The sequence below is a fragment of the Brevibacterium album DSM 18261 genome (assembly GCF_000426445.1).
In the GTDB taxonomy this organism is placed as follows: domain Bacteria; phylum Actinomycetota; class Actinomycetes; order Actinomycetales; family Brevibacteriaceae; genus Brevibacterium; species Brevibacterium album.
Window position 1 is genome coordinate 417096 of record NZ_AUFJ01000009.1, and the last position, 18852, is coordinate 435947.

An 18852-nucleotide genomic window follows, 5' to 3' on the forward strand; every position below is an offset into this window, starting at 1 on the left:
GCAGCGGCTCGCGGCTGTCGGCGGTCAGCACCCGCGCACGGACCTCTCGCGAAGGAGCAGACATGACAGAGAACCTCACCACCGGCCCCGGGAAGACGGCCTCGGCCGCCGCACAGGAGGAGCTGCGCAGCACCGCGAGCGGCACCGTGGACGCCGCCGCAGAGGCCCTGCTCGAGTTCAGCCACAGGATCCACGAGCTCAGCGAGCTCTCCTGGGAGGAGCGCGAGTCCGCCGCCGCCGTCGCCCGTGTCATGGAGGAGGCCGGATTCGAGACGACCCTGGGCGCCTACGGCGTGGAGACCGCCGTCGAGGCCGTGTACGGCTCGGGCGATCTCACCGTGGTGATCTGCGCGGAGTACGATGCGCTCCCGGGCGTGGGCCATGCGTGCGGCCACAACGTCATCGCCGCCGCCGGCGTGGGCGCAGCCCTGGCCCTCAAGCCGGTGGCCGATGCCGCCGGCCTGCGCGTCAAGCTCCTGGGCACACCCGCGGAGGAGCACGGCGGCGGCAAGGTCGAGCTGCTCAAGGCCGGCGCCTGGGAGGACGCCGCGTTCTCGATCATGGTGCACGGCTCGCCCAAGCAGGAGGTGGCGATCGGGAAGACGCACACCACAGCGGTCGAACGCATCGAGGTCACCTTCACGGGCAAGGAGGCGCATGCCGCAGCAGCACCGTGGGCCGCGGTCAACGCGGGGGCGGCCGCCACGCTGGCCCTCACCAACCTCGCGATGCTGCGACAGCACCTCCCGCCGCACTCCAATGCCAACGCCTTCATCTCCCAGGCTGGTCAGGCGACCAACATCATTCCCGAGTCCTCGACCCTGCAGGTGGAGTACCGCGCCGGAGACATCGAGACCTGGCGCGAGGTCAAGCAGCGCGTGCTCAACTGCTTCGAGGGCGCGGCCATCGCCACCGGCTGCAGCTGGGAGCACCACCGGACCGAGTACCCCTACGCACCCGTCCTCACCCACGAGGGCCTGGGCCTGGTCTGGGACGCGAACCTGGAGGCGCTGGGTCGCCCGGTCATCCGGGAGACGGCCTTCGGCGGCGGTTCGACGGACATGGGCAACGTCTCGCAGGCGGTGCCCTCCGTCCACGGCATGATCTGGCTGCGCGAGTCCCAGAGCGTCCCGCACACCGTGGGCTTCACCGCCGATGCCGTCTCCCCCAGCGGCGACGAGGCCGCCCTCGACGGCGCCAAGGCCCTCGCCCTCACCGCCCTGGACGCTGCACTCGACCCTGAGCTGCGCGCAGAGCTCCTGCGCCTGCAGGCCGAGCGAGAGCCCGGCTCCACCACCGCGGTGCTGGAGGTCTGAGGACGGTCGCGACGACCCGGGAGGCCGGAACCCGGCCCCGGGCCGATGCCGAGGCGGACCGCCTCGGGCTCGCTGTGATTCCGCGGGCCCGGGGCTCAGTTCCGCGGAGACGGAGGACTTCCGCCGCCGAGGTGCGGGAAATCCCCCTCCCACCCCTCCTTACCGGCCGGTAGCGTTCTGGGCATGACCTCTCCCCGGACCTCTGAGACGCCTGCGCCCGCACCGGTGCGCACCTCGGCGGAATCGCCCCGCACGGCAGCGCCCGCCTCCACCGCACCTGCTTCCCCGCCTGCGGCAGACGGGGAGGCCGCCTCCCCGGCGGCAGCGCGGGCCTCTGCCGCCTCCGGACGGACGGGCCCGCGCCTCGCCGGCCTCGACGCCCTGCGCGGCTTCGCCCTGGCCGGGATCATCTTCGTGAACATCCCGAGCGTCCTGGGCCTCAACCCGCTCCTGCCCGACGGCGCGCCCAATCCGATCTCCCACTGGCTCGACCTCTTCGTGCAGCAGCGGTTCTTCCCGATCTTCAGCCTGCTCTTCGGGGTGGGCTTCGGGATGATGTGGTCCACCGCGAGCACCCGTGCGGCGCGACCGCGGCTGGCACTGGCCCGGCGCCTCGGCGCCCTGCTTCTCCTCGGCGCGGCGCATCAGCTCCTCCAGCCCGGCGAGGCGCTGCTGCCCTACTCCCTCGCCGGCCTCGTCTTCCTCCTGCCGGCCACTTTCCTCCCGGGCAGACGGTGGGCGCGCATCCTCGTCCCCGTCACCGGAGGCGCGCTGCTGCTGGCAGCACTCCTCCTCACGGGAGGCGGCCTCTCGCTCATCCCCGGACTGTTCCTGCTGGGCTTCGCGGCGGGAGCCTCGGGGTTCGTGCGGCGGATCGCGAAATCGCCGCGGACCGGACGGATCGCCGCCGCACTCGCCCTCGGGGCCACCGCCGCGAGCGCAGCCGTCCTCCTCACCACCACGTACACCGAACGCGCGCTCTGGCAGGGCTTCGCGCTGGAGTCCGCACTCGGCCTCGTCATGGCGCTGGCCTATGCGAGCGCGTTCATCGCGCTGCTCCACTCGCCGCTTCGCCGCATGCTCACCGGCTTGTTCGCGCCGCTGGGCCGCATGGCGCTCACCAACTACGTGACAGCCACCCTGCTCATGGTCGCACTGCGCCTGGCGCCCAGCGGACTCGACCCCGCGCACGCGGAAGTGCGGGACTGGACGTTCGCCATGGTCTTCTGCGGCGCGGTGCTCGCAGTCCAGTGGCTCTGGTCGGCGCTGTGGCTCAGGCGCTTCCGCCAGGGTCCGCTCGAACGGGCATGGCGCGCGGCCACATGGTGGAGGGCCTGAGAGCACGGGCCGCACTCCCTATACTCGCCCCATGAGCAGCGTCGCCACTCTCCGCCCCTTCGACCCGCACGCCGTCCCGCACCTGTTCGCGATGCGGCCGGGCTACGCGAACGCGGCCGCACTCGGCCTCCCCTTCTACGGCACGCTCGCCGCCATGCGGGAGCACCTGGAGCAGTGGGAGGCCGGTGCCGTGGGGGCGGCTGACTTCGATCCCCTCGTGGGGCGAGCGCGTGCGGCCTACGCGCAGATCGTGCGCACCTGCCCGGAGCGGGTCGCGATCGGCTCCCAGGCCTCGGCCCAGATCTCCCTGCTCGCGCAGTCGCTGCCTCCGGGGGCTCGGGTGGTGACGGTCGCCGGAGACTTCTCGTCCGTCACCTTCCCCTTCTCCGTCCGAGGCGACCTCGACGTCCGCGCCGTCCCGCTGGAGGAGCTGCCCGAGGCGCTGGGCCCGGAGACCGCGGCCGTCGCCTTCTCTCTCGTCCAGTCCGCGAACGGCGCGGTCGCGGACGCGGAGGCCGTGCGGTCCGCCGCACGTGCACATGGCGTGACGACCCTGTGCGACCTCACACAGGCGGCGGGTGTGCTCCCGTGCGCCGCGGACGACTGGGACATGACCGTCTGCCACACGTACAAGTGGCTGTCCTGCCCGCGAGGCCTGTCCTTCCTCACGGTCTCGGAGGAGCTCTGCGCGCGCATGGTCCCGGCGCACGCGGGCTGGTGTGCCGGTGCGGACCCGTGGGCGTCCACGTACGGGCCGGACATGGAGCTCGCGGACACCGCGCGGCGCTTCGACGTCTCCCCCGCCTGGCCCGCGGTGGTGGGCGCGGTGCCGGTGCTCGAATGGTTCGCCTCCGTGCGGCCGGAAAGCCTGTGGGCGCATGCCGCGGGCCTCGGCGACGCACTGTGCGAGGGACTGGGGATCGCACCGCGCGGCCAGGCCATCGTGTCCTGGCCGGATCCGGACGGAGCGGACCTCGCCGCGCTGGCACGGGCCGGTGTGGTCGCCTCGGGCAGGGCCGGCGGTGTGCGGACGTCCTTCCACGTGTGGAGCACGGACGAGGACGTGGACATGATCCTGCGCGCGCTGGACCGGTGAGGGGCGGCCGTTGCCCGGGGCGGGGCCCGCACCTAGGCTGAGGCCACCAGCAGGCTGCGACGAGGAGGTCGACCATGCCGATCGAGAACCCCTTCTACTCTCCGGACGTGCAGGGACCGTATGAGCTCTACTCGGTGGGGCGCTTCGAACTCGAGGACGGCGGTGTGATCCCGGACCTCACACTGGCCGTGGCGACGTATGGCGAGCTCAATGCCGCACGCGACAACGCGATCCTCATCCCCACGTGGTTCTCCGGGACGCACCAGACCTGGGAGCAGGTGTACATCGGGCCGGGGCGTGCGCTGGACCCGGAGAGGCACTTCATCGTCGTGGTCAACCAGATCGGCAACGGCCTCTCACTGTCACCCCACAACGCGGCGGACCCCTCCATCGCGATGTCGAAGTTCCCCCGCGTGCGGATCGGCGATGACGTGCGGGCTCAGGAGCGGCTGCTGCGCGAGGCGTTCGGTATCGAGCGGCTGGCCCTCGTGGTGGGCGGATCGATGGGTGCGCAGCAGACCTGGGAGTGGGCGGTGCGCTTTCCGGAGAAGGTGCTGCGCGCGGCCCCCATCGCGGGCACCGCGCAGAACACGCCGCACGACTTCCTCTTCACGCAGACCCTCGTGGAGGCGATCACGAGCGATCCGGGCTTCGCCGGCGGCGAGTACGCCTCCCACCTGGATGTGCAGGCGGGCCTGGGGCGGCATGCGGACATCTGGGCGGTCATGGGCCTGTCGACGGAGTTCTGGAAGTCCGGCTTCTGGAAGGCGGTGCCGATGCTGGATGGTGAGACCACCGAGGACTTCGAGGAGTTCCAGGCCGGCTTCATCCGCGCCCTGTTCCGGCTCATGGACCCCAATGCGCTGCTGACGATGGGATGGAAGTGGCAGCGCGGCGACGTGGCGCGCAGCATCGGCGGAGACCTCGCGGCCGCGCTCGGCCGCATCACCGCGAAGACGTTCGTCATGCCCATCGACCGCGACATGTTCTTCCCGGTCGCCGACTGCGAAGCCGAACAGCGCCTCACACCCGGGAGCGAGCTCCGCGTACTGCCCTCCATCGCGGGGCACTTCGGCCTCTTCGGCTTCGAGCCGAGCTATGTCGAGGAGGTCGATCGGAACCTCTCGGAGCTGCTGGCCGCGCCCGTGTGAGGCGCTCCCGGCCGCCCAGCGGCAGGCAAGGACGCTCCCCGGGGCGAGGAGCTCTGAGAGTGCGAGCCTCGTGCGGCAGGAAGAGCCCCTGGGCGCTCAGTGAGGCGGTATCGGGTGGTCGTCGACCTGGATCGCACCGGACGGGCACAGGTACTCCGCCTCCTCGACGGCCTCCCATTCGCTCTCGGGCGGATCCGCGTCCAGCAGCTCCACGAAGCTGCCGTTCTCCGCGCGGTTCCGGAAGACGCGCGGCGCGACGAAGCCGCAGTTCCCGGATGCCACGCACAGGGTCTGATGGACGGTGACCTTCATCGGATGCTCCTCTCGGGTTCTGTGCTCCGTCTGCCGCTGCTGCCGACAGAGCCGGAGCACACCGGTTCTGTCGGCAGCCGCTCAGCCGCGGTACCGCTGCACGAGCGGGCACACATAGGGATCGCGATTCTTGAGTCCCACCTGGTTGAGATATGCGATCACCGTGGACGAGGCCTCGGCCAGCGTGCGCTGCGTGTAGGGGATGTCGAGCCGGTCGCAGTGCTCCCGCACGAGCTTCTGCATCGCGGGGAGACTGGGGCGCGGAGCGGTGGGGAAGAGGTGATGCTCGATCTGGAACTGCAGACCGCCCATCAGGAACCGGACCAGCGGCCCGTCCTCGATGTTGCGGGACATTCTGATCTGGCGGCGCAGGAAGTCGAGGTGGATTCCAGCGGGCACGGTGGGCATGCCCATGTGGTTGAGGGCGAAGGCCCCTCCCAGCATGAGGCCGAAGGTGCCGACCTGCACCCCGAAGAACGCGATCGCCATGCCCACCGGCAGGACCGCGAACAGCAGGGTCAGGTATGCGGCGTGCCGGACGATGATCAGCGTGAGTTCGGGGAAGCGGTGCGGCACCTCACGGGTGGTGAACAGGGTCTTCAGCGAGGCGACGTGGAGGTTCAGGCCCTCCAGGAGCAGCAGCGGCACGAAGAAGACTCCCTGGCGGCGGGCGAGCAGCCGGCTCACCCTGCCGGTGCGCTGATCGCTGGCCTCCGGGGTGAATGCGAGCAGATTGGACTCGATGTCCGGGTCCGCGCCCACCTGGTTCGGGTGCGCATGATGGGTGTTGTGCTTGGCCATCCACCAGCTGAAGCTGAGCCCCATGAGCAGGCCCGCGACGATGCGCGAGGCCCATTCGTTCCACTCCCGCGACGCGAAGACCTCGCGGTGGGCGGCTTCGTGCGAGAGGAAGCCCAGCTGTGCCATCACCATTCCGATGAGAGCGGCGACGATCAGCTGGAACCAGGTCTCGCCCAGCAGGACGATGGCGGCCACCAGGGCCGCCAGGACCAGCACCCAGACGCAGATCCGGGTGAGGTAGAACCCGTAGCGGCGGCGCATGAGTCCGGCGTCGTGCACGGCACGACTCAGTTCGCGGTACGACTCGACGTACCTATTGCCGGCCACGATGACACCTGACGACGCGCGAGCGCCGACTCTGTGCGGCGGCTCCCGCCCCGTATCGCCTCGCAGTGCTTCCCATACATCAAGTATAAGTGCGAAGATCTGCCCTCACATTGAGGATGCGGCAAGGTCGGTTGCCCCTGTGAACCGGCTCTTCCGCATGCTTGGGAGATCCTGGTCCGAGCCCGTCCCAGAGGTCAGCTGAGGTTGAAAAGCGACTTCGACCTCAGTGCTGGGCCGGGAGCACCTCCCTCACCGTCCCATGCATCAAGACCGTCATCATCGCCGGCTTCCCACATGCGGGCGAGCTCAGCCTCGGTCAGCCGGTTTGCGCCCGAGGCGATGGCGTCCATGACGCTGAGAGCCAGGTCCGGGTCCGCATCGAACGGGATCGCCAGCGTCCGGAGCCGGCGCCCATCGCTCAGTGCCAGCTCGACGACCCCGCCCGGCGGCGCAGCCGGGGATTCGGCCAGCAGCGAGATCGCGGTCAGCCCGTGCGACGATCGCGTGGCCACTCGATACAAGCCAGGGTTGTTGTCCTGTGCCCTCCAGTCCGCGTATGCGAAGCGGACATGGGAGATTCTGCCGCGGTTCACCGGGAACTCCTCGATGAGGTGAGCAAGCTCGCGCTGAAGGTCATCAGTGCGCGGCCACCACGCTGCCGGCAGTGCCGGGTGCTGCGATGATGGTGCGAACTCGATGCGCAGATGTGGTCGGCTGGGTTGTGTAGGCATGACGCCCGCCCCTCGTGCTGCCCTGCCGATTCGACGAATGCGGGCCGACAACCTGATTGCTCCCAGTATACCGGGCATCCCTGTGATCCGCCGGTGTCGCTCACCGGCACCGCTCATGTCTCATTCTGCTTCGTCAGAATCGCCGAACGACGATGTGGAGCGAGACACGAGCGGGAGATGGGACGCGAACGCCTGCGAATGCGCTGGGCCCGCCGCAGAAGCTGCAGGCAGGCCCAGCGCTTCCCCTGGTCAAGAGGCTAATCGGCGGTGAGTGTGGGATTTGAACCCACGGAAGGGGGTTGCCCTTCAACGGTTTTCAAGACCGTCACATTCGGCCGCTCTGTCAACTCACCTGCGCACGAACGCTCGGCTCGTGCTCCCAGTATTCTGCCACAGGCGCCCGCGAGGCGGATGAGCGGGCATCGCGACACCGCGCGGGACCCTCACGGCCGCCGAGGCCGGCTCAGAAGAGGAAGTCGTCCTTGCTCCAGCGCCGCGCGTTCACCGGCTTGGGACGAGGTGCGGCATCGCCCTCCTCCACATCCTCGCCTGCGAGGTCCTCATCCTCGTCATCGAGTGCGTCGAAGCCTTCGTCGTCTTCGTCGCGGATGTCGTCCTGGTCGTCATCGGAAGCGCCGTCGCGTCCTCCGTCTTCCTCAGGGAGGTCCTCCGCCTCGGAGGCCTCACGCTCGAAGAGGGCCTCGCTGTCGTCAGGGGTCTCGCCCTCGCCGGGGGCTGTGACTTCGCCTGCCTCAGGAGCCGCGGCTGCATCGACGGCCTCGGCTGCGTCCACGGACTCGACCGCGTCAGCGGGCACGACTGCGTCATGGTCCGCAGCCGAGTCCGGCGATTCTGCGGCCTCGCCTCCGGCCCGCGACGCGGCCCCTCCTCGTCTCCCCGCACCGGTGCGCGACCGCGATCCGGCAGGCCTCAGCAGCTCCTCCGGCACCTGGAACGCCGCGGGCGCACGGAACCGGCCGTGCTGGCCTCGCACCTCGTGGTCATCAGCCTCTTCCGGATCGACCGCGACGCTCGGCTCAGCGGCGGACGCAGGAGCGTCCGCGCCCTCGGGAGACTCCTCTCCGGCGTCGGCCCCGGCGCCGACCGCGGCCGCGCTCTCATGCACATCCTCGGCGGCTTCCATCCCATCGGAAGCCCCGGGTTCCGCCTTCTCCGCAGCAGCGGTGGGCAGCGGAGCGGTGAGCGTGGGAGGCGATCCGGCTGCGGGCATGTCGACGAGGGTCGGCAGCGAAAGGCCGGACACGGTGCCTCGCGGGGTACCGCTCCCCTGCGAGGAGGCACCGGCGTGGGCCCCACCTCGGCCTCCGTCGGAAACCATGAGGTCCGCACGTTCGTTCACAGTCACCGGGCCGGACACCGCCTCGGCCGCGCCCTCCCGGGGAAGACCGAAGGCATCCGTCTGCGAGGCATCGGCGGCCTTCGGGTTCCGCAGCGGTTCCTCCGCAGATCGTCCGTTCTCGGCGGGCGGCGTCGGTACGGCCGCCTCTTCCTCTTCGGAGGTCTCGTCTGCCGTCAGCGCCTCGGACGCAGGTGCCGAGGTCTGCGGCGCGACCACGGGCGTCGCTCCCGCTGTCCCAGCCTGCTTCCCCGCTTCTCCGGTCACAGAGTCCGCAGCCGGCACACCGATGCCCGCACCCGGTTCCGCCTCGACCTCACCGGCGTCCGTCTCCACCGCCGCCGCGCCAGCGCTCACATCCGCAGCCACTCCCGCGACACTGGCCTCGCCCGCGGTGTCCGCACTCTCCCGTCCGCCCAGGAGGGTGCTGAGCGCGGCGAGCGGCACGATCACCCACGACGGCCGGTTGCGCTTCTCCGTCGCGATCTCCACGAGCAGCCTGTCCACCAGCGCCGCTCGCAGAACGGGATCGCGAAGGCTCGCGGTGGCGCCCGCGGCGTGCGAGTACCCGGACAGCAGCGAGTTGGTCGCCTGCCCGCACCACAGCCGCTCGGGAGCGGTGAGGTAGTCGTCGAGGAGGGAGCCCTCGGCCGCGGCACCGGCCGCCCCGGACCCCTCCGCTCCCCCGAACAGACCCTCGCCTGCGATCCGCCTCAGCTCGGCGCTCCGCCGCTCGAGGGCACCGCTGCCGCGCAGCCATGAGAAGCCGGCGGCATAGTCGATGCTGCGCAGCAGGGCCACGAGGTCGAACGCGGCCGGCCGGGGCTCATCAGCGGGGTCTGCGGAGAACGAGATGACGCGCGGCCCCTCGGCCGTGCCGGTGAGGATGTTCTCGAGCGTGAGCTCCCCGTGGATGCGCTGCAGCGGTCCCACCGTCGTGAGCTCCTCCAGTGCGCGCGCGTGCTCACGCAGCTGCTCCTCGAGCCCGGCGAGCGGTCCGCCCGCCACCCGCAGCGCCCAGTCCACGCGTCTGCGCCAGCGGCCCACGAGCCGCGCCGTGGGCTCCCCGCCGCTCTGGACCAGGCCGAACTCCCCGGCCAGATCGCCGTGCAGCTCGCCCACCACCGTCCCGAGCGAGGACGCCTGCCTGTTGAACGAGCCCACGGACCCGGAGTCCACGCGCATCGCCAGCCGCACGGCGTCCCGCCAGACCGGATGGGAGTCGGGCAGGGCATGGGCGAGCAGCGCATACGGCGCAGAGAGCGTCGCCGAGTCCTCCGCATCGAACCAGCGGGCCTGCGCCCAGCCCACGACGGGGTGCACGGTGCGCGAGCCCACCGCCGTGAGCGCGAGCGGCACACGGACGGCAGGAGGACGCCGGTCGCTCAGCGTGCGCACGAGCGTGAGGACGAAGGAGCCGTCCGGCGCATCGACGACCGTGCGGGTCTCCTGACCGCGGGAGGTTCCGATCCTGACCCTCAGCTCGGCCGCCGCCGCTGCGAGCCGGTCCGGATCCGGCGAGAACGCCTCGGCCTCGGGCGCGCCCCCCAGCTCCTCCCCCGCGAGATGCCCCGAGAGGTGTGCGCCGGGCAGCGCAGCGCGGGAGCGGATGAGCTCCATGAGCGTCTGCACACCCACGGGATCGGCCGCACCGTCGTATACGCCCACGGGCCCCAGCAGGAGGTCGTCCGTCTCCCCCACGCGGTGCTCGCGCAGCGCAAGTGCCTCCCGCGTGCGGAAGGTCAGGGGCAGCGCGATGCGGGCGGAGCGCTCTCCGCTGCCCACTCCCACCACGGCCATCGCCACGCGCACCGTGCCGCCCTCGGCCTCGGGGACGTCCGCGAGGCGCACCACGGACAGGGGCGTGAGGTCCGGCTCCTGCCCAGCGGGTCCGCCCAGCTGCGGGAACCAGCGCTGGCGCGGCAGCCAGCGCGCAAGGAGTCGCTCGAGATCGCTGCTGAAGGCCATGTCCGTCATGGTATCGGCCGGTCGGTCGCAATGTGGGATGTTTCAGCACGAACTGAGGTTCCTGGCGCACAATTGGCCGATGCTCATCGAACACAGGAATCGCCAGCCGCTGCCGACCGCCGCCGATGTGGAGGGTGCTGCCGCGCGCATTTCGGATGAGATCATCACGACCCCCCTGCACGTCTCGGACCGCCTCTCCCAGCTCACCCGCGCCACCATCCACCTCAAGCGCGAAGACCTGCAGCCCGTCCGCTCCTACAAGATCCGCGGGGCATTCAACTTCATCCTCCAGCTCAGCGAGGACGAGCGCCGGCGCGGAGTCGTGTGCGCCTCGGCCGGCAATCATGCCCAGGGATTCGCCCGCGCCTGCAAGGCCCTGGACGTCCACGGCACCATCTTCGTGCCCAAGACCACGCCGAGGCAGAAGATCGACCGCATCCGCCACTTCGGCGGGGACCGGGTCGAGGTCATCATCGACGGCTCGACCTACGACGACGCCTCGGACCTCGCCAAGAGACACGCGGAGGTCACCGACGCGCTCGTGATCTCCGCGTTCGACGATCCGCTCACCATCGCCGGCCAGGGCACGATCGCCCTCGAGATCCTCGAGCAGCTCGACAGGGCTCCGGACGTCATCGTCGTGCCGGTGGGCGGCGGCGGCCTCATCGCCGGCATCGCCGCCTACGCCTCCGTGCACATGCCGCAGACCCGCGTCATCGGGGTCGAACCCCACGGAGCGGCCTCGATGACCGCCGCCCTCGCCGCCGGCCGCCCCGTCACCCTGGGCAGCATCGACACGTTCGCAGACGGCACCGCCGTGCGCAGGGCAGGCGACTACACCCTCGAGATGATCCGGCGGCACGGCGTCCCCATGACCACGGTCGAGGAGGGCCGTGCGGCGACGGAGATGCTCAACCTCTACCAGGTGGACGGCATCATCGCCGAGCCCTCCGGCGCGATCGCCCCGGCCGCGGTGGGTCCCCTGGGTTCCGGAGCCCCCGTGGAGGTGGAGCCCGGCAGCGATGTCGTGTGCATCATCTCCGGCGGGAACAACGACATCTCCCGCTACGCCGAGGTGCTCGAGCGCTCGCTCGTCCACGAGGGGCTCAAGCACTACTTCATCGTGAACTTCCCGCAGGAGCCCGGAGCGCTGCGCGGCTTCCTCAACGATGTGCTCGGCCCGGACGACGACATCGCGCTGTTCGACTACGTCAAGCGCAACGACCGGGAGACCGGGCCGGCGTTCGTGGGGATCACCCTGGGCGCGCAGGAGGACCTCGGGCCGCTGCTGGAGCGCATGGACGCCTCCCCGCTGGAGATCGAGCGGGTCAGCCAGGACTCCCCGCTCTTCCGCATGTTCGTGTGAGGGTGCCGCGGCCGACCGTCACCTGCCTCCGCCGGCGTCGGTCGTGCCAGCCACCGTGCCAGGGCGCCCGATAGAGTGACGGCATGCGCGCAATCACACTCACGGAACACGGCGGCCCCGAGGTCCTCACCCTCGCCGAGACGCCCACCCCCACCGCGCGGCCGGGCCATGTGGTGGTCCGCGTCCACACCGCGGGCATCAACCGCGCCGACGTCCTCCAGCGTCAGGGCAACTACACGCCCCCGCCCGGGGCGAACACGGAGGTGGAGATCCCCGGCCTCGAGGCCTCGGGCTGGATCGAGGAGATCGGCGAGGGCGTGACGGGCTGGGCTGCGGGCGACCGCGTCGCCGCGCTGCTGACGGAGGGCGGCTACGCGGAGTACGTCGAGGTGCCCGCCGGCCAGCTCCTGCCCGTGCCGCAGGAGCTCTCGCTCGAGGACGCCGCCGCCCTGCCCGAGGTGCTGTGCACCGTCCATTCCAATGTCTTCTCCGCCGCCGGGCTGCGGCCGGGCGAGTGGCTGCTGGTCCACGGCGGTGGCTCGGGCATCGGCACCGCCGCCATCCAGATGGCCAGGGCGCAGAGCGCGAAGGTCGCGGTCACGGTGGGCAGCGAGCGCAAGGCGGAGTTCTGCCGGGCCCTGGGCGCGGATGCCGTCATCAACTACCGGGAGGAGGACTTCGTCGAGCGGATCCGGGAGATCACCGGCGAGGACGGAGCCCCCGGCGACGGCGCCGATGTCATCCTCGACGTCATCGGCGCGAAGTACCTCGACCGGAACCTCAGGGCCCTCGCGGTGGACGGCCGCCTCTCGATCATCGGCCTGCAGGGCGGGACGAAGGCGGAGGCGAACCTCGGCCGGATGCTCCCCCGCCGTCTCTCCATCATCGCCACCACCCTGCGTGCCCGCCCCGACGACCAGAAGGCGCGCATCGTCTCCGAGGTCGCGGACACCTTCTGGAAGCAGGCCGTCGAGGGCACGATCCGCGCCACGGTCGACACGGTCCTCCCGCTCGCGGAGGCTCCCGCGGCACACGCCCGCATGGAGGCGGGGGAGAACATCGGCAAGATCCTCCTGCGGGTCGCCGAGGCCTGAGCCGGTGGGTCTGCGCGACCTCCTGGACGGGGGGATCTTCGGCAGGGACCGGCGCACCCCGGAGGAGAGGCGGTTCGGCACCGGGCTGTGGCGCCAGCACCGCGACCGGTTCTCCCGTTCGGTGGACCGCTTCTTCGAGACCGCGCAGGCTCTCCACGCGGAGTTCGGGGAGGCCGGCGAGACTCACGTGCCCGAGGACGTCGTCAGCGACGCCCCGACCGCCGCCGCGGTGGAGGCCGTCTCCCGCCTCACCTTCGAGCTCAACGACCTGGACGAGCGGGTCGCGACCCTGATGGAGCGCTGCCAGCGCGAGGTCCCCCTGGAGGATCTGGTGCTCCCGGCCGACGGCAGGCGGCGCCTCGGCGATGTGCCCGAGGCCGTCTCCCGGGCCGCCTCCCTCGTCGCCCAGGCGGCGCAGACGGCGGCCATGCTCCGCGCGCACCTGCGGATGGCGGACGCGGCGGGAACGAGCCGCGGGAGCGCCGATCGCCTCGGCGAGTTCCCGCGCTCGGCGCAGACGTACGTGCAGCGGGCCGCGGACACCCTCGCGGCCGCCGAGGCCGGGCTCCCGGCCTCCTGAGGGAGTGGGACCTGTCCGCCCGTGTGCCAGTCCGGAGACAGGGGCGGCCCAGGGCTTTCTCACGCCGTTCCCAGTCGCATAGGGTCGTGAGCATGACTGCTATCAACACTCTCGTGGCAGGTGCGGGCGGCCTCGTCGTCGTCCTCATCGTCCTGCTCATCGCATACATCGTCTTCAGACGCTCCTACCGGGTGGCCGCGCCCAACGAGGCGCTCATCATCACCGGCGGCAAGCAGCGGTCGCGCGGCGGCGACGTGGGCCTGGACGAGGGCTCGCGGGTGGTCGTCGGCGGACGCGCCTTCGTACGCCCGCTGTTCGACCGCGCCCACACCCTCTCACTGTCCTCCCGGCAGATCCTCGTCGAGATCGAGGCGCTGAGCTCCAACGACATCCCGCTCAAGCTCCGCGGCGTCGCCCAGATCAAGATCGGCGAGCGCACCGCCGATGTCCGCAAGGCGGCACAGCGCTTCCTCGACCAGCAGGACGACATCGACTCCTACTCCCAGGAGGTCCTCTCCGGCACCATGCGCTCCGCGGTGGGCACGCTGACCGTGGAGACGATCCTCCGCGATCGCAAGAGCTTCGCGGAGAAGGTCCAGGAGGACGCCCTGGACTCGATGAACAACCAGGGGCTGGTGATCGACACCTTCCAGATCACCTCGATCGCCGACGACGGCGGATCCTACCTGGAGGATCTCGGCAAGCCCGAGGCCGCAGCAGCCGCCAAGCGCGCCGCGATCGCGGAGTCCGAGGCCACGCGTCAGGCCACCGAGGCGCGCAACGCCGACCAGGAGGCCATCGCCGAGTCGCAGAAGGCCCTGGAGCTCCGGCAGGCCGCCATCCAGCGCGAGACGGCGCGTGAGAAGGCCGAGGCCGCCGCTGCCGAGGACCTGGCCCGTGCCCAGCAGGAGCAGCGGATCCTCGAGGAGAAGCAGAAGATCGCGGAGCAGCAGAACGAGCTGCGCGAGCGCGAGCTGGTCGCCGAGATCCGCAAGCCCGCCGATGCCAAGCGGTACGAGGCTGAGCGCGCCGCGGACGCCCGCCGCTACGAGGAGGGCCAGAAGACCGACGCCCAGCGCTACGCGCGCGAGCAGGACTCCGAGGCCGCGCTGGCGGAGGAAAAGAACCGGGCCGCCGCCGTCGAGGCCGCAGGCCTGGCCGAGGCCGCGAGCGTCCGCGCCCGCGGTGATGCCGAGGCGGAGTCCGCAGCCGCGAAGGGCCGCGCCGAGGCCGAGTCCATCGCCGCGCGCGGCCGTGCCGAGGCCGAGTCCATCGAGGCCGCGGCCGAGGCCTACGCCAAGTACAACGACGCCGCCGTCCTCTCGCAGATCCTCGAGGCCCTGCCGAAGGTCGCGCACGAGGTCGCCGCCCCCTACAGCAGCATCGGGAACCTCTCCGTCGTCTCCGCCGACGGCGAGTCGAAGCTGTCGAAGAACGTGGCCGTGGGCATGCAGGAGACCCTGAAGATGGTCCAGTCCACCACGGGCCTCGACCTCGGGGAGTTCCTGCAGAACGCGATGGCCTCCCGCACCGGCACCGCGACGGGCGGCAGCGGAGCCGCAGCGACATATGGTGCACCGAAGGTGCCCGGGGCCGTCTCCGGCGGCACCGGAAGCTCAGCGGTTTCGGCCGAGTCCTCGGACGACCACGGCGCCTGAGGGCCCCGCTGCAGGGCCCGCGCTGCCCGCCGCCGGTCAGCCCGAGCCGGCAGCGTGGGTGCCCGCGCCCCTCGGGCAACGCGAAAGCTCGGGCCGTCCTGGACGGCCCGAGCTTTCGCATGCGCACCCCGGGCGCGAACCGCTCAGAGCCCCAGGCGGGCCTCCAGCGCCGTGGCGAGGCCGTCGTCCTCGATGGGATCGGCCACGACCGTCGCTGCGTCCTTGACCGCATCGCGCGCCTGGCCCATCGCGATGGAGTACGAGGCCCAGCCGAGCATCTCGAGATCGTTGAGGCCGTCACCTGCACCGATGGTGTCCGCGTGGTCCACACCCAGCTGCTCCATGACCCAGCTCAGGCCGTGGGCCTTGTTCACGCCCTCGGGGGCGATGTCGAGCCAGTTGCTCCAGCCCACGGCATAGGAGACGCCGTGCAGGCCGATCCGCTCGACGGATTCCTGGAACTCCTCGGTGGTCCCGTTGGGCTCGCGGAGCACGATGCGGGTCGCCTCGTGCCTCTTCAGCTCTTCGAACGGCACGATCTCCATCGAGTCCATGTCCGCCAGCTCGTCAGTGGGGAACTCCCCGTTCGCATAGCGCTGGAGCTGCGCGTTCTCGACCATGTAGAGGGCCGTGGGCAGCACCTCGACCATGCGGTCGAGCGCATCGGAGGGATCGAACGTCTCCGCCCGCACCACCTCCCAGCCGTGTTCGAGCTCGGGGTCGAGGCGCAGGATGACCGCACCGTTGGAGGCGACCACGTACCCCGCCGTCAGCTCGAGGCGGTTGGCCGTCTCCAGCGCGCCCGGAGCGGAGCGGCCGGTGGCGATCACGAGGTGGTGGCCGGCCTCGGCGGCGGCCCGCAGCACGCTGCGCTGACGCTCGGACAGCCGGTTGTCGTAGTCGACGATCGTGCCGTCGACGTCGAGGGCGATCAGCTGCGGGGAGAACCCGCCGTCGCCCGGCCGCGCTCCCGCCCCCTCTGCGTCATGGGCGTCTGCACGCTGCCCGGTCTCACCGCCGCGTTCCACATAGCTCATGCGTGCACAGCACCTTCCGGGCCGTATGCGGTCATGCCGCCCAGATAGGGGCGCAGGGCCTCGGGGATGCGGATCGTGCCGTCGGCCTGCTGGTGGGTCTCGAGGAGCGCGACGAGCCAGCGGGTGTTCGCTGCGGTGCCGTTGAGCGTCGCCACGGGGCGCGTGCCGTCCTCGCCGCGCTCGCGCACCTTGAGGCGGCGCGACTGGAAGGTCGTGCAGTTCGAGGTCGAGGTGAGCTCACGGTAGGTGCCCTGGGTGGGGATCCACGCCTCGGTGTCGTACTTGCGGGCGGCGGAGTCGCCCAGATCCCCCGCGGCGATGTCGACCACCCGGTAGGCGAGCTCGCACTTCGCGAGCATCTCCTCCTGGATCGCGAGCATGCGCGCGTGCTCGGCCTCGGCGTCCTCCGGCCTCACATAGGAGAACATCTCGACCTTCTGGAACTGGTGCACGCGGAGGATGCCGCGGGTGTCCTTGCCGTAGGAGCCTGCCTCGCGCCGGTAGCACGGCGACCAGCCCGCATAGCGCTTGGGCCCGCCGGAGAGGTCGAGGATCTCGTCCATGTGGTAGCCGGCCAGCGGCACCTCCGAGGTGCCCACGAGGAAGAGGTCGTCGGCCTCCAGGCGGTACACCTCATCCGCATGCTCGCCGAGGAAGCCGGTGCCGCCCATGATCTCCGGCTTCACCAGGGTGGGGGTGATGGTGGGGACGAAGCCGTGCCGCTCCACGACGTCGAGGGCCATCGTCAGCAGCGCGAGCTCGAGACGGGCGCCGAACCCCGTGAGGTAGTAGAACCGCGCGCCGGAGACCTTGGCCCCGCGCTGCGTGTCGATCGCACCGAGGAGCTCGCCGAGCTCCTGGTGGTCCCGGGGGGCGAAGCCCTCGGCTGTGAAATCGCGGGGAGTTCCCTCCCGGCGCAGCTCCACCGAGTCCTCCTCGCCGCCGGCGGGAACGCCGTCGATGATGAGGTTGGGCAGCCGGCGCAGGGCCTGGTCGAAGGCGAACTCCGCCTCGTCCGCATCCGCCTGCAGCGCCTTCACCCGGTCCGAGAGCTCCTTCGCCTGCGCCACCAGCGCGGCCTTCTCCTCGCCCTTGGCCTGCGCGACCTGCTTGCCGAAGCCCTTCTGCTCCGCGCGGGCGGCCTCGAACGCGGTCAGCGCCGACCTGCGGGAGGCGTCCGCGGTGAGGACCTCGTCGACCAGGGACTCGCTGGCCCCGCGGGCTCGCTGTGAGGCCTTGAAGGTGTCAGGGTGTTCGCGCAGCTGCGTCAGGTCGATCATGGGGTCAAGCCTACAGTTCGCGAGGTAGCGTTTCAGCTATGGTCCTCGAGCTCCACATCCTCCTCCTCGCGCTCATCGTGGCGGGCGCCGCCGCGCTCGGCCTGCTGATCGGCGTCGCCGTGGCCCGCGGCCGTCCGCGGGCGGGCGGAGGGCGGGAGACCGCCCCTGCCTCGGGCGCGGAGCGGGGAGCGGCCGAGGCCGGGGCCCAAGCGGAGGCCCTGCCCGCTCCCACACAGGCGGCCCTCATCGTCAACCCCTCCAAGGACATGGCCCGGGCCGCCGTCGCGCTGCTCGGCGAGCTGTGCGCGGAGAAGGGATGGCCCGCGCCGCTCGTCTTCGAGACCGAGCCTGAGGACGCAGGCGGCGGGCAGGCGAGAGCCGCTCTGGAGGCCGGGGCGGACCTCGTCATCGTCGCGGGCGGGGACGGCACCGTCCGGCTCGTCGCGGAGCAGCTGGTGGGCACGGAGGTGCCGATGGGCATCGTCCCGGCCGGCACGGGCAATCTGCTCGCGCGCAATCTGGACATGGTGCTCGACCACACGGAGGGAGCGCTGCGGATCGCCCTCGACGGCCGGGACTCCGTCATCGACACCGGTGCGATCCTGCTGGGCGGCCGAGAGGAGCCGCACACGTTCCTCGTCATGGCCGGCATCGGCTTCGACGCGGCCGTGATGAGCGATGTGAGCCCGGCGCGCAAGGCCAAGGTGGGCTGGCTGGCGTATGTCGAGGCCGGCTCACGGAAGCTGCTGGGCAGCCGGGTCTCCGTGCGGGTCCGCGTGGACGAGGGTGAGGAGCGGGAGCTCAAGGTGCGGTCCGTGGTCGCCGGGAACTGCGGCCGGCTGCAGGGCGGCGTGTGGCTGTTCCCCGAGGCGGAGATCGACGACGGACAGCTCGACCTGCTCGTCGTCAGCCCCAAGAACCTCGCCGAGTGGGTGGGCGTGGTCGCCTCCATCGCCGGACGCCTCGTGCGGCGCGGGCTCCACACCGCCACCGCCCAGGGCGAACGGTTCTCCGTGCGCGTCGAGCACCCCGTCGAGGTCCAGATCGACGGCGATCCCTTCGGCACCACCGATCGGATGGAGCTGAGCGTGATGCCGGCCTCCCTCGTGGTGCGCGCGCCCACGCCGGAGCTCAAGCGCCGCATCAGGCTCGAGCAGTACCACCTGAGCTCGAGCCCCTTCGTGTCCGCCGGGTGAGGGACGCCGGGTGAGGGACGCCGGGTGAGGGACGCCACCAGCGCTCACTGCCCCTTTCCGCCCCCTCCGCGCTCCCCTCTTCTCGGTCCCGCCCGTCCGGAAGGCGCGCCCGTGCGCCGGCCGTGGTGAGCGGCCGGCACGCAGACGCAGCATCCGGACGGTTCGGTGTCCCCCGCGTCAGGCCCCTCCCCGGTCGGAGCAGGCTCGGAATGGACTAAAGTGGGAGAAAGCCCTCGGGAGTGCG

15 protein-coding genes and 1 tRNA gene are annotated in these 18852 nt (G+C 71.2%); 9 read left to right on the forward strand and 7 right to left on the reverse strand.

Going from position 1 to position 18852, the window contains the following annotated elements; genetic code table 11:
- Window positions 1–62: 62 nt before the first annotated feature.
- From K318_RS0101965 to K318_RS0101980, 4 genes are all read left to right on the forward strand, one after another.
- Complete coding sequence (locus K318_RS0101965; protein WP_029088232.1) at window positions 63–1316, forward strand: amidohydrolase; 1254 nt, start codon at window positions 63–65, stop codon at window positions 1314–1316.
- 183 nt (window positions 1317–1499) lie between these two features.
- The gene (locus K318_RS18670; protein WP_084499502.1) at window positions 1500–2654 is read left to right on the forward strand and encodes a DUF418 domain-containing protein; all 1155 of its coding nucleotides are present in this window, start codon (window positions 1500–1502) and stop codon (window positions 2652–2654) included.
- Window positions 2655–2685: 31 nt separating this feature from the next.
- Window positions 2686–3750, forward strand: coding sequence for an aminotransferase class V-fold PLP-dependent enzyme (locus tag K318_RS0101975; RefSeq protein ID WP_029088233.1), 1065 nt, complete (start codon window positions 2686–2688; stop codon window positions 3748–3750).
- A gap of 74 nt (window positions 3751–3824) precedes the next feature.
- On the forward strand, window positions 3825–4901 hold the full coding sequence (locus K318_RS0101980) for an alpha/beta fold hydrolase (RefSeq protein ID WP_029088234.1): 1077 nt from the start codon (window positions 3825–3827) through the stop codon (window positions 4899–4901).
- Window positions 4902–4997: 96 nt separating this feature from the next.
- Here K318_RS0101980 and K318_RS0101985 read toward each other — a convergent pair whose 3' ends face one another.
- From K318_RS0101985 to K318_RS0102000, 5 genes are all read right to left on the reverse strand, one after another.
- Window positions 4998–5213: a ferredoxin gene (locus K318_RS0101985; protein WP_029088235.1), complete on the reverse strand. Its 216-nt coding sequence runs from the start codon at window positions 5211–5213 to the stop codon at window positions 4998–5000.
- A gap of 81 nt (window positions 5214–5294) precedes the next feature.
- On the reverse strand, window positions 5295–6341 hold the full coding sequence (locus K318_RS0101990; RefSeq protein WP_211233254.1) for a fatty acid desaturase family protein: 1047 nt from the start codon (window positions 6339–6341) through the stop codon (window positions 5295–5297).
- A gap of 194 nt (window positions 6342–6535) precedes the next feature.
- The gene (locus K318_RS0101995) at window positions 6536–7189 is read right to left on the reverse strand and encodes a DUF5994 family protein (RefSeq protein ID WP_342664193.1); all 654 of its coding nucleotides are present in this window, start codon (window positions 7187–7189) and stop codon (window positions 6536–6538) included.
- A gap of 148 nt (window positions 7190–7337) precedes the next feature.
- A tRNA-Ser gene (locus K318_RS24525) sits at window positions 7338–7425 on the reverse strand.
- Between the two features lie 110 nt (window positions 7426–7535).
- Window positions 7536–10397, reverse strand: a complete 2862-nt coding sequence (locus tag K318_RS0102000) for a maltokinase N-terminal cap-like domain-containing protein (protein WP_156913739.1) — start codon at window positions 10395–10397, stop codon at window positions 7536–7538.
- Between the two features lie 79 nt (window positions 10398–10476).
- On the opposite strand from K318_RS0102000, the gene ilvA reads away from it, so the two are divergent.
- From ilvA to K318_RS18680, 4 genes are all read left to right on the forward strand, one after another.
- Complete coding sequence (gene ilvA, locus K318_RS0102005) at window positions 10477–11763, forward strand: threonine ammonia-lyase IlvA (RefSeq protein WP_035280172.1); 1287 nt, start codon at window positions 10477–10479, stop codon at window positions 11761–11763.
- A gap of 83 nt (window positions 11764–11846) precedes the next feature.
- Entirely contained in the window at window positions 11847–12857 is a 1011-nt protein-coding gene (locus K318_RS0102010) for an NAD(P)H-quinone oxidoreductase (RefSeq protein WP_029088240.1), read from the forward strand.
- A gap of 4 nt (window positions 12858–12861) precedes the next feature.
- Window positions 12862–13437 (forward strand): hypothetical protein, encoded by a 576-nt coding sequence (locus K318_RS18675; RefSeq protein ID WP_051297334.1) that lies wholly within the window; start codon window positions 12862–12864, stop codon window positions 13435–13437.
- 92 nt (window positions 13438–13529) lie between these two features.
- Window positions 13530–15095, forward strand: a complete 1566-nt coding sequence (locus K318_RS18680) for a flotillin family protein (RefSeq protein WP_084499503.1) — start codon at window positions 13530–13532, stop codon at window positions 15093–15095.
- 143 nt (window positions 15096–15238) lie between these two features.
- Here K318_RS18680 and K318_RS0102025 read toward each other — a convergent pair whose 3' ends face one another.
- Together K318_RS0102025 and serS are read right to left on the reverse strand one after the other, a co-directional pair.
- Window positions 15239–16132 (reverse strand): HAD family hydrolase, encoded by an 894-nt coding sequence (locus K318_RS0102025; RefSeq protein ID WP_084499504.1) that lies wholly within the window; start codon window positions 16130–16132, stop codon window positions 15239–15241.
- Complete coding sequence (gene serS, locus K318_RS0102030; RefSeq protein WP_029088242.1) at window positions 16129–17412, reverse strand: serine--tRNA ligase; 1284 nt, start codon at window positions 17410–17412, stop codon at window positions 16129–16131. Before serS ends, K318_RS0102025 begins: the two co-directional genes overlap by 4 nt.
- 38 nt (window positions 17413–17450) lie before the next feature.
- Between serS and K318_RS0102035 the strand changes: the two genes are divergently transcribed.
- Entirely contained in the window at window positions 17451–18608 is a 1158-nt protein-coding gene (locus tag K318_RS0102035; RefSeq protein WP_029088243.1) for a diacylglycerol/lipid kinase family protein, read from the forward strand.
- Window positions 18609–18852: the final 244 nt, after the last annotated feature.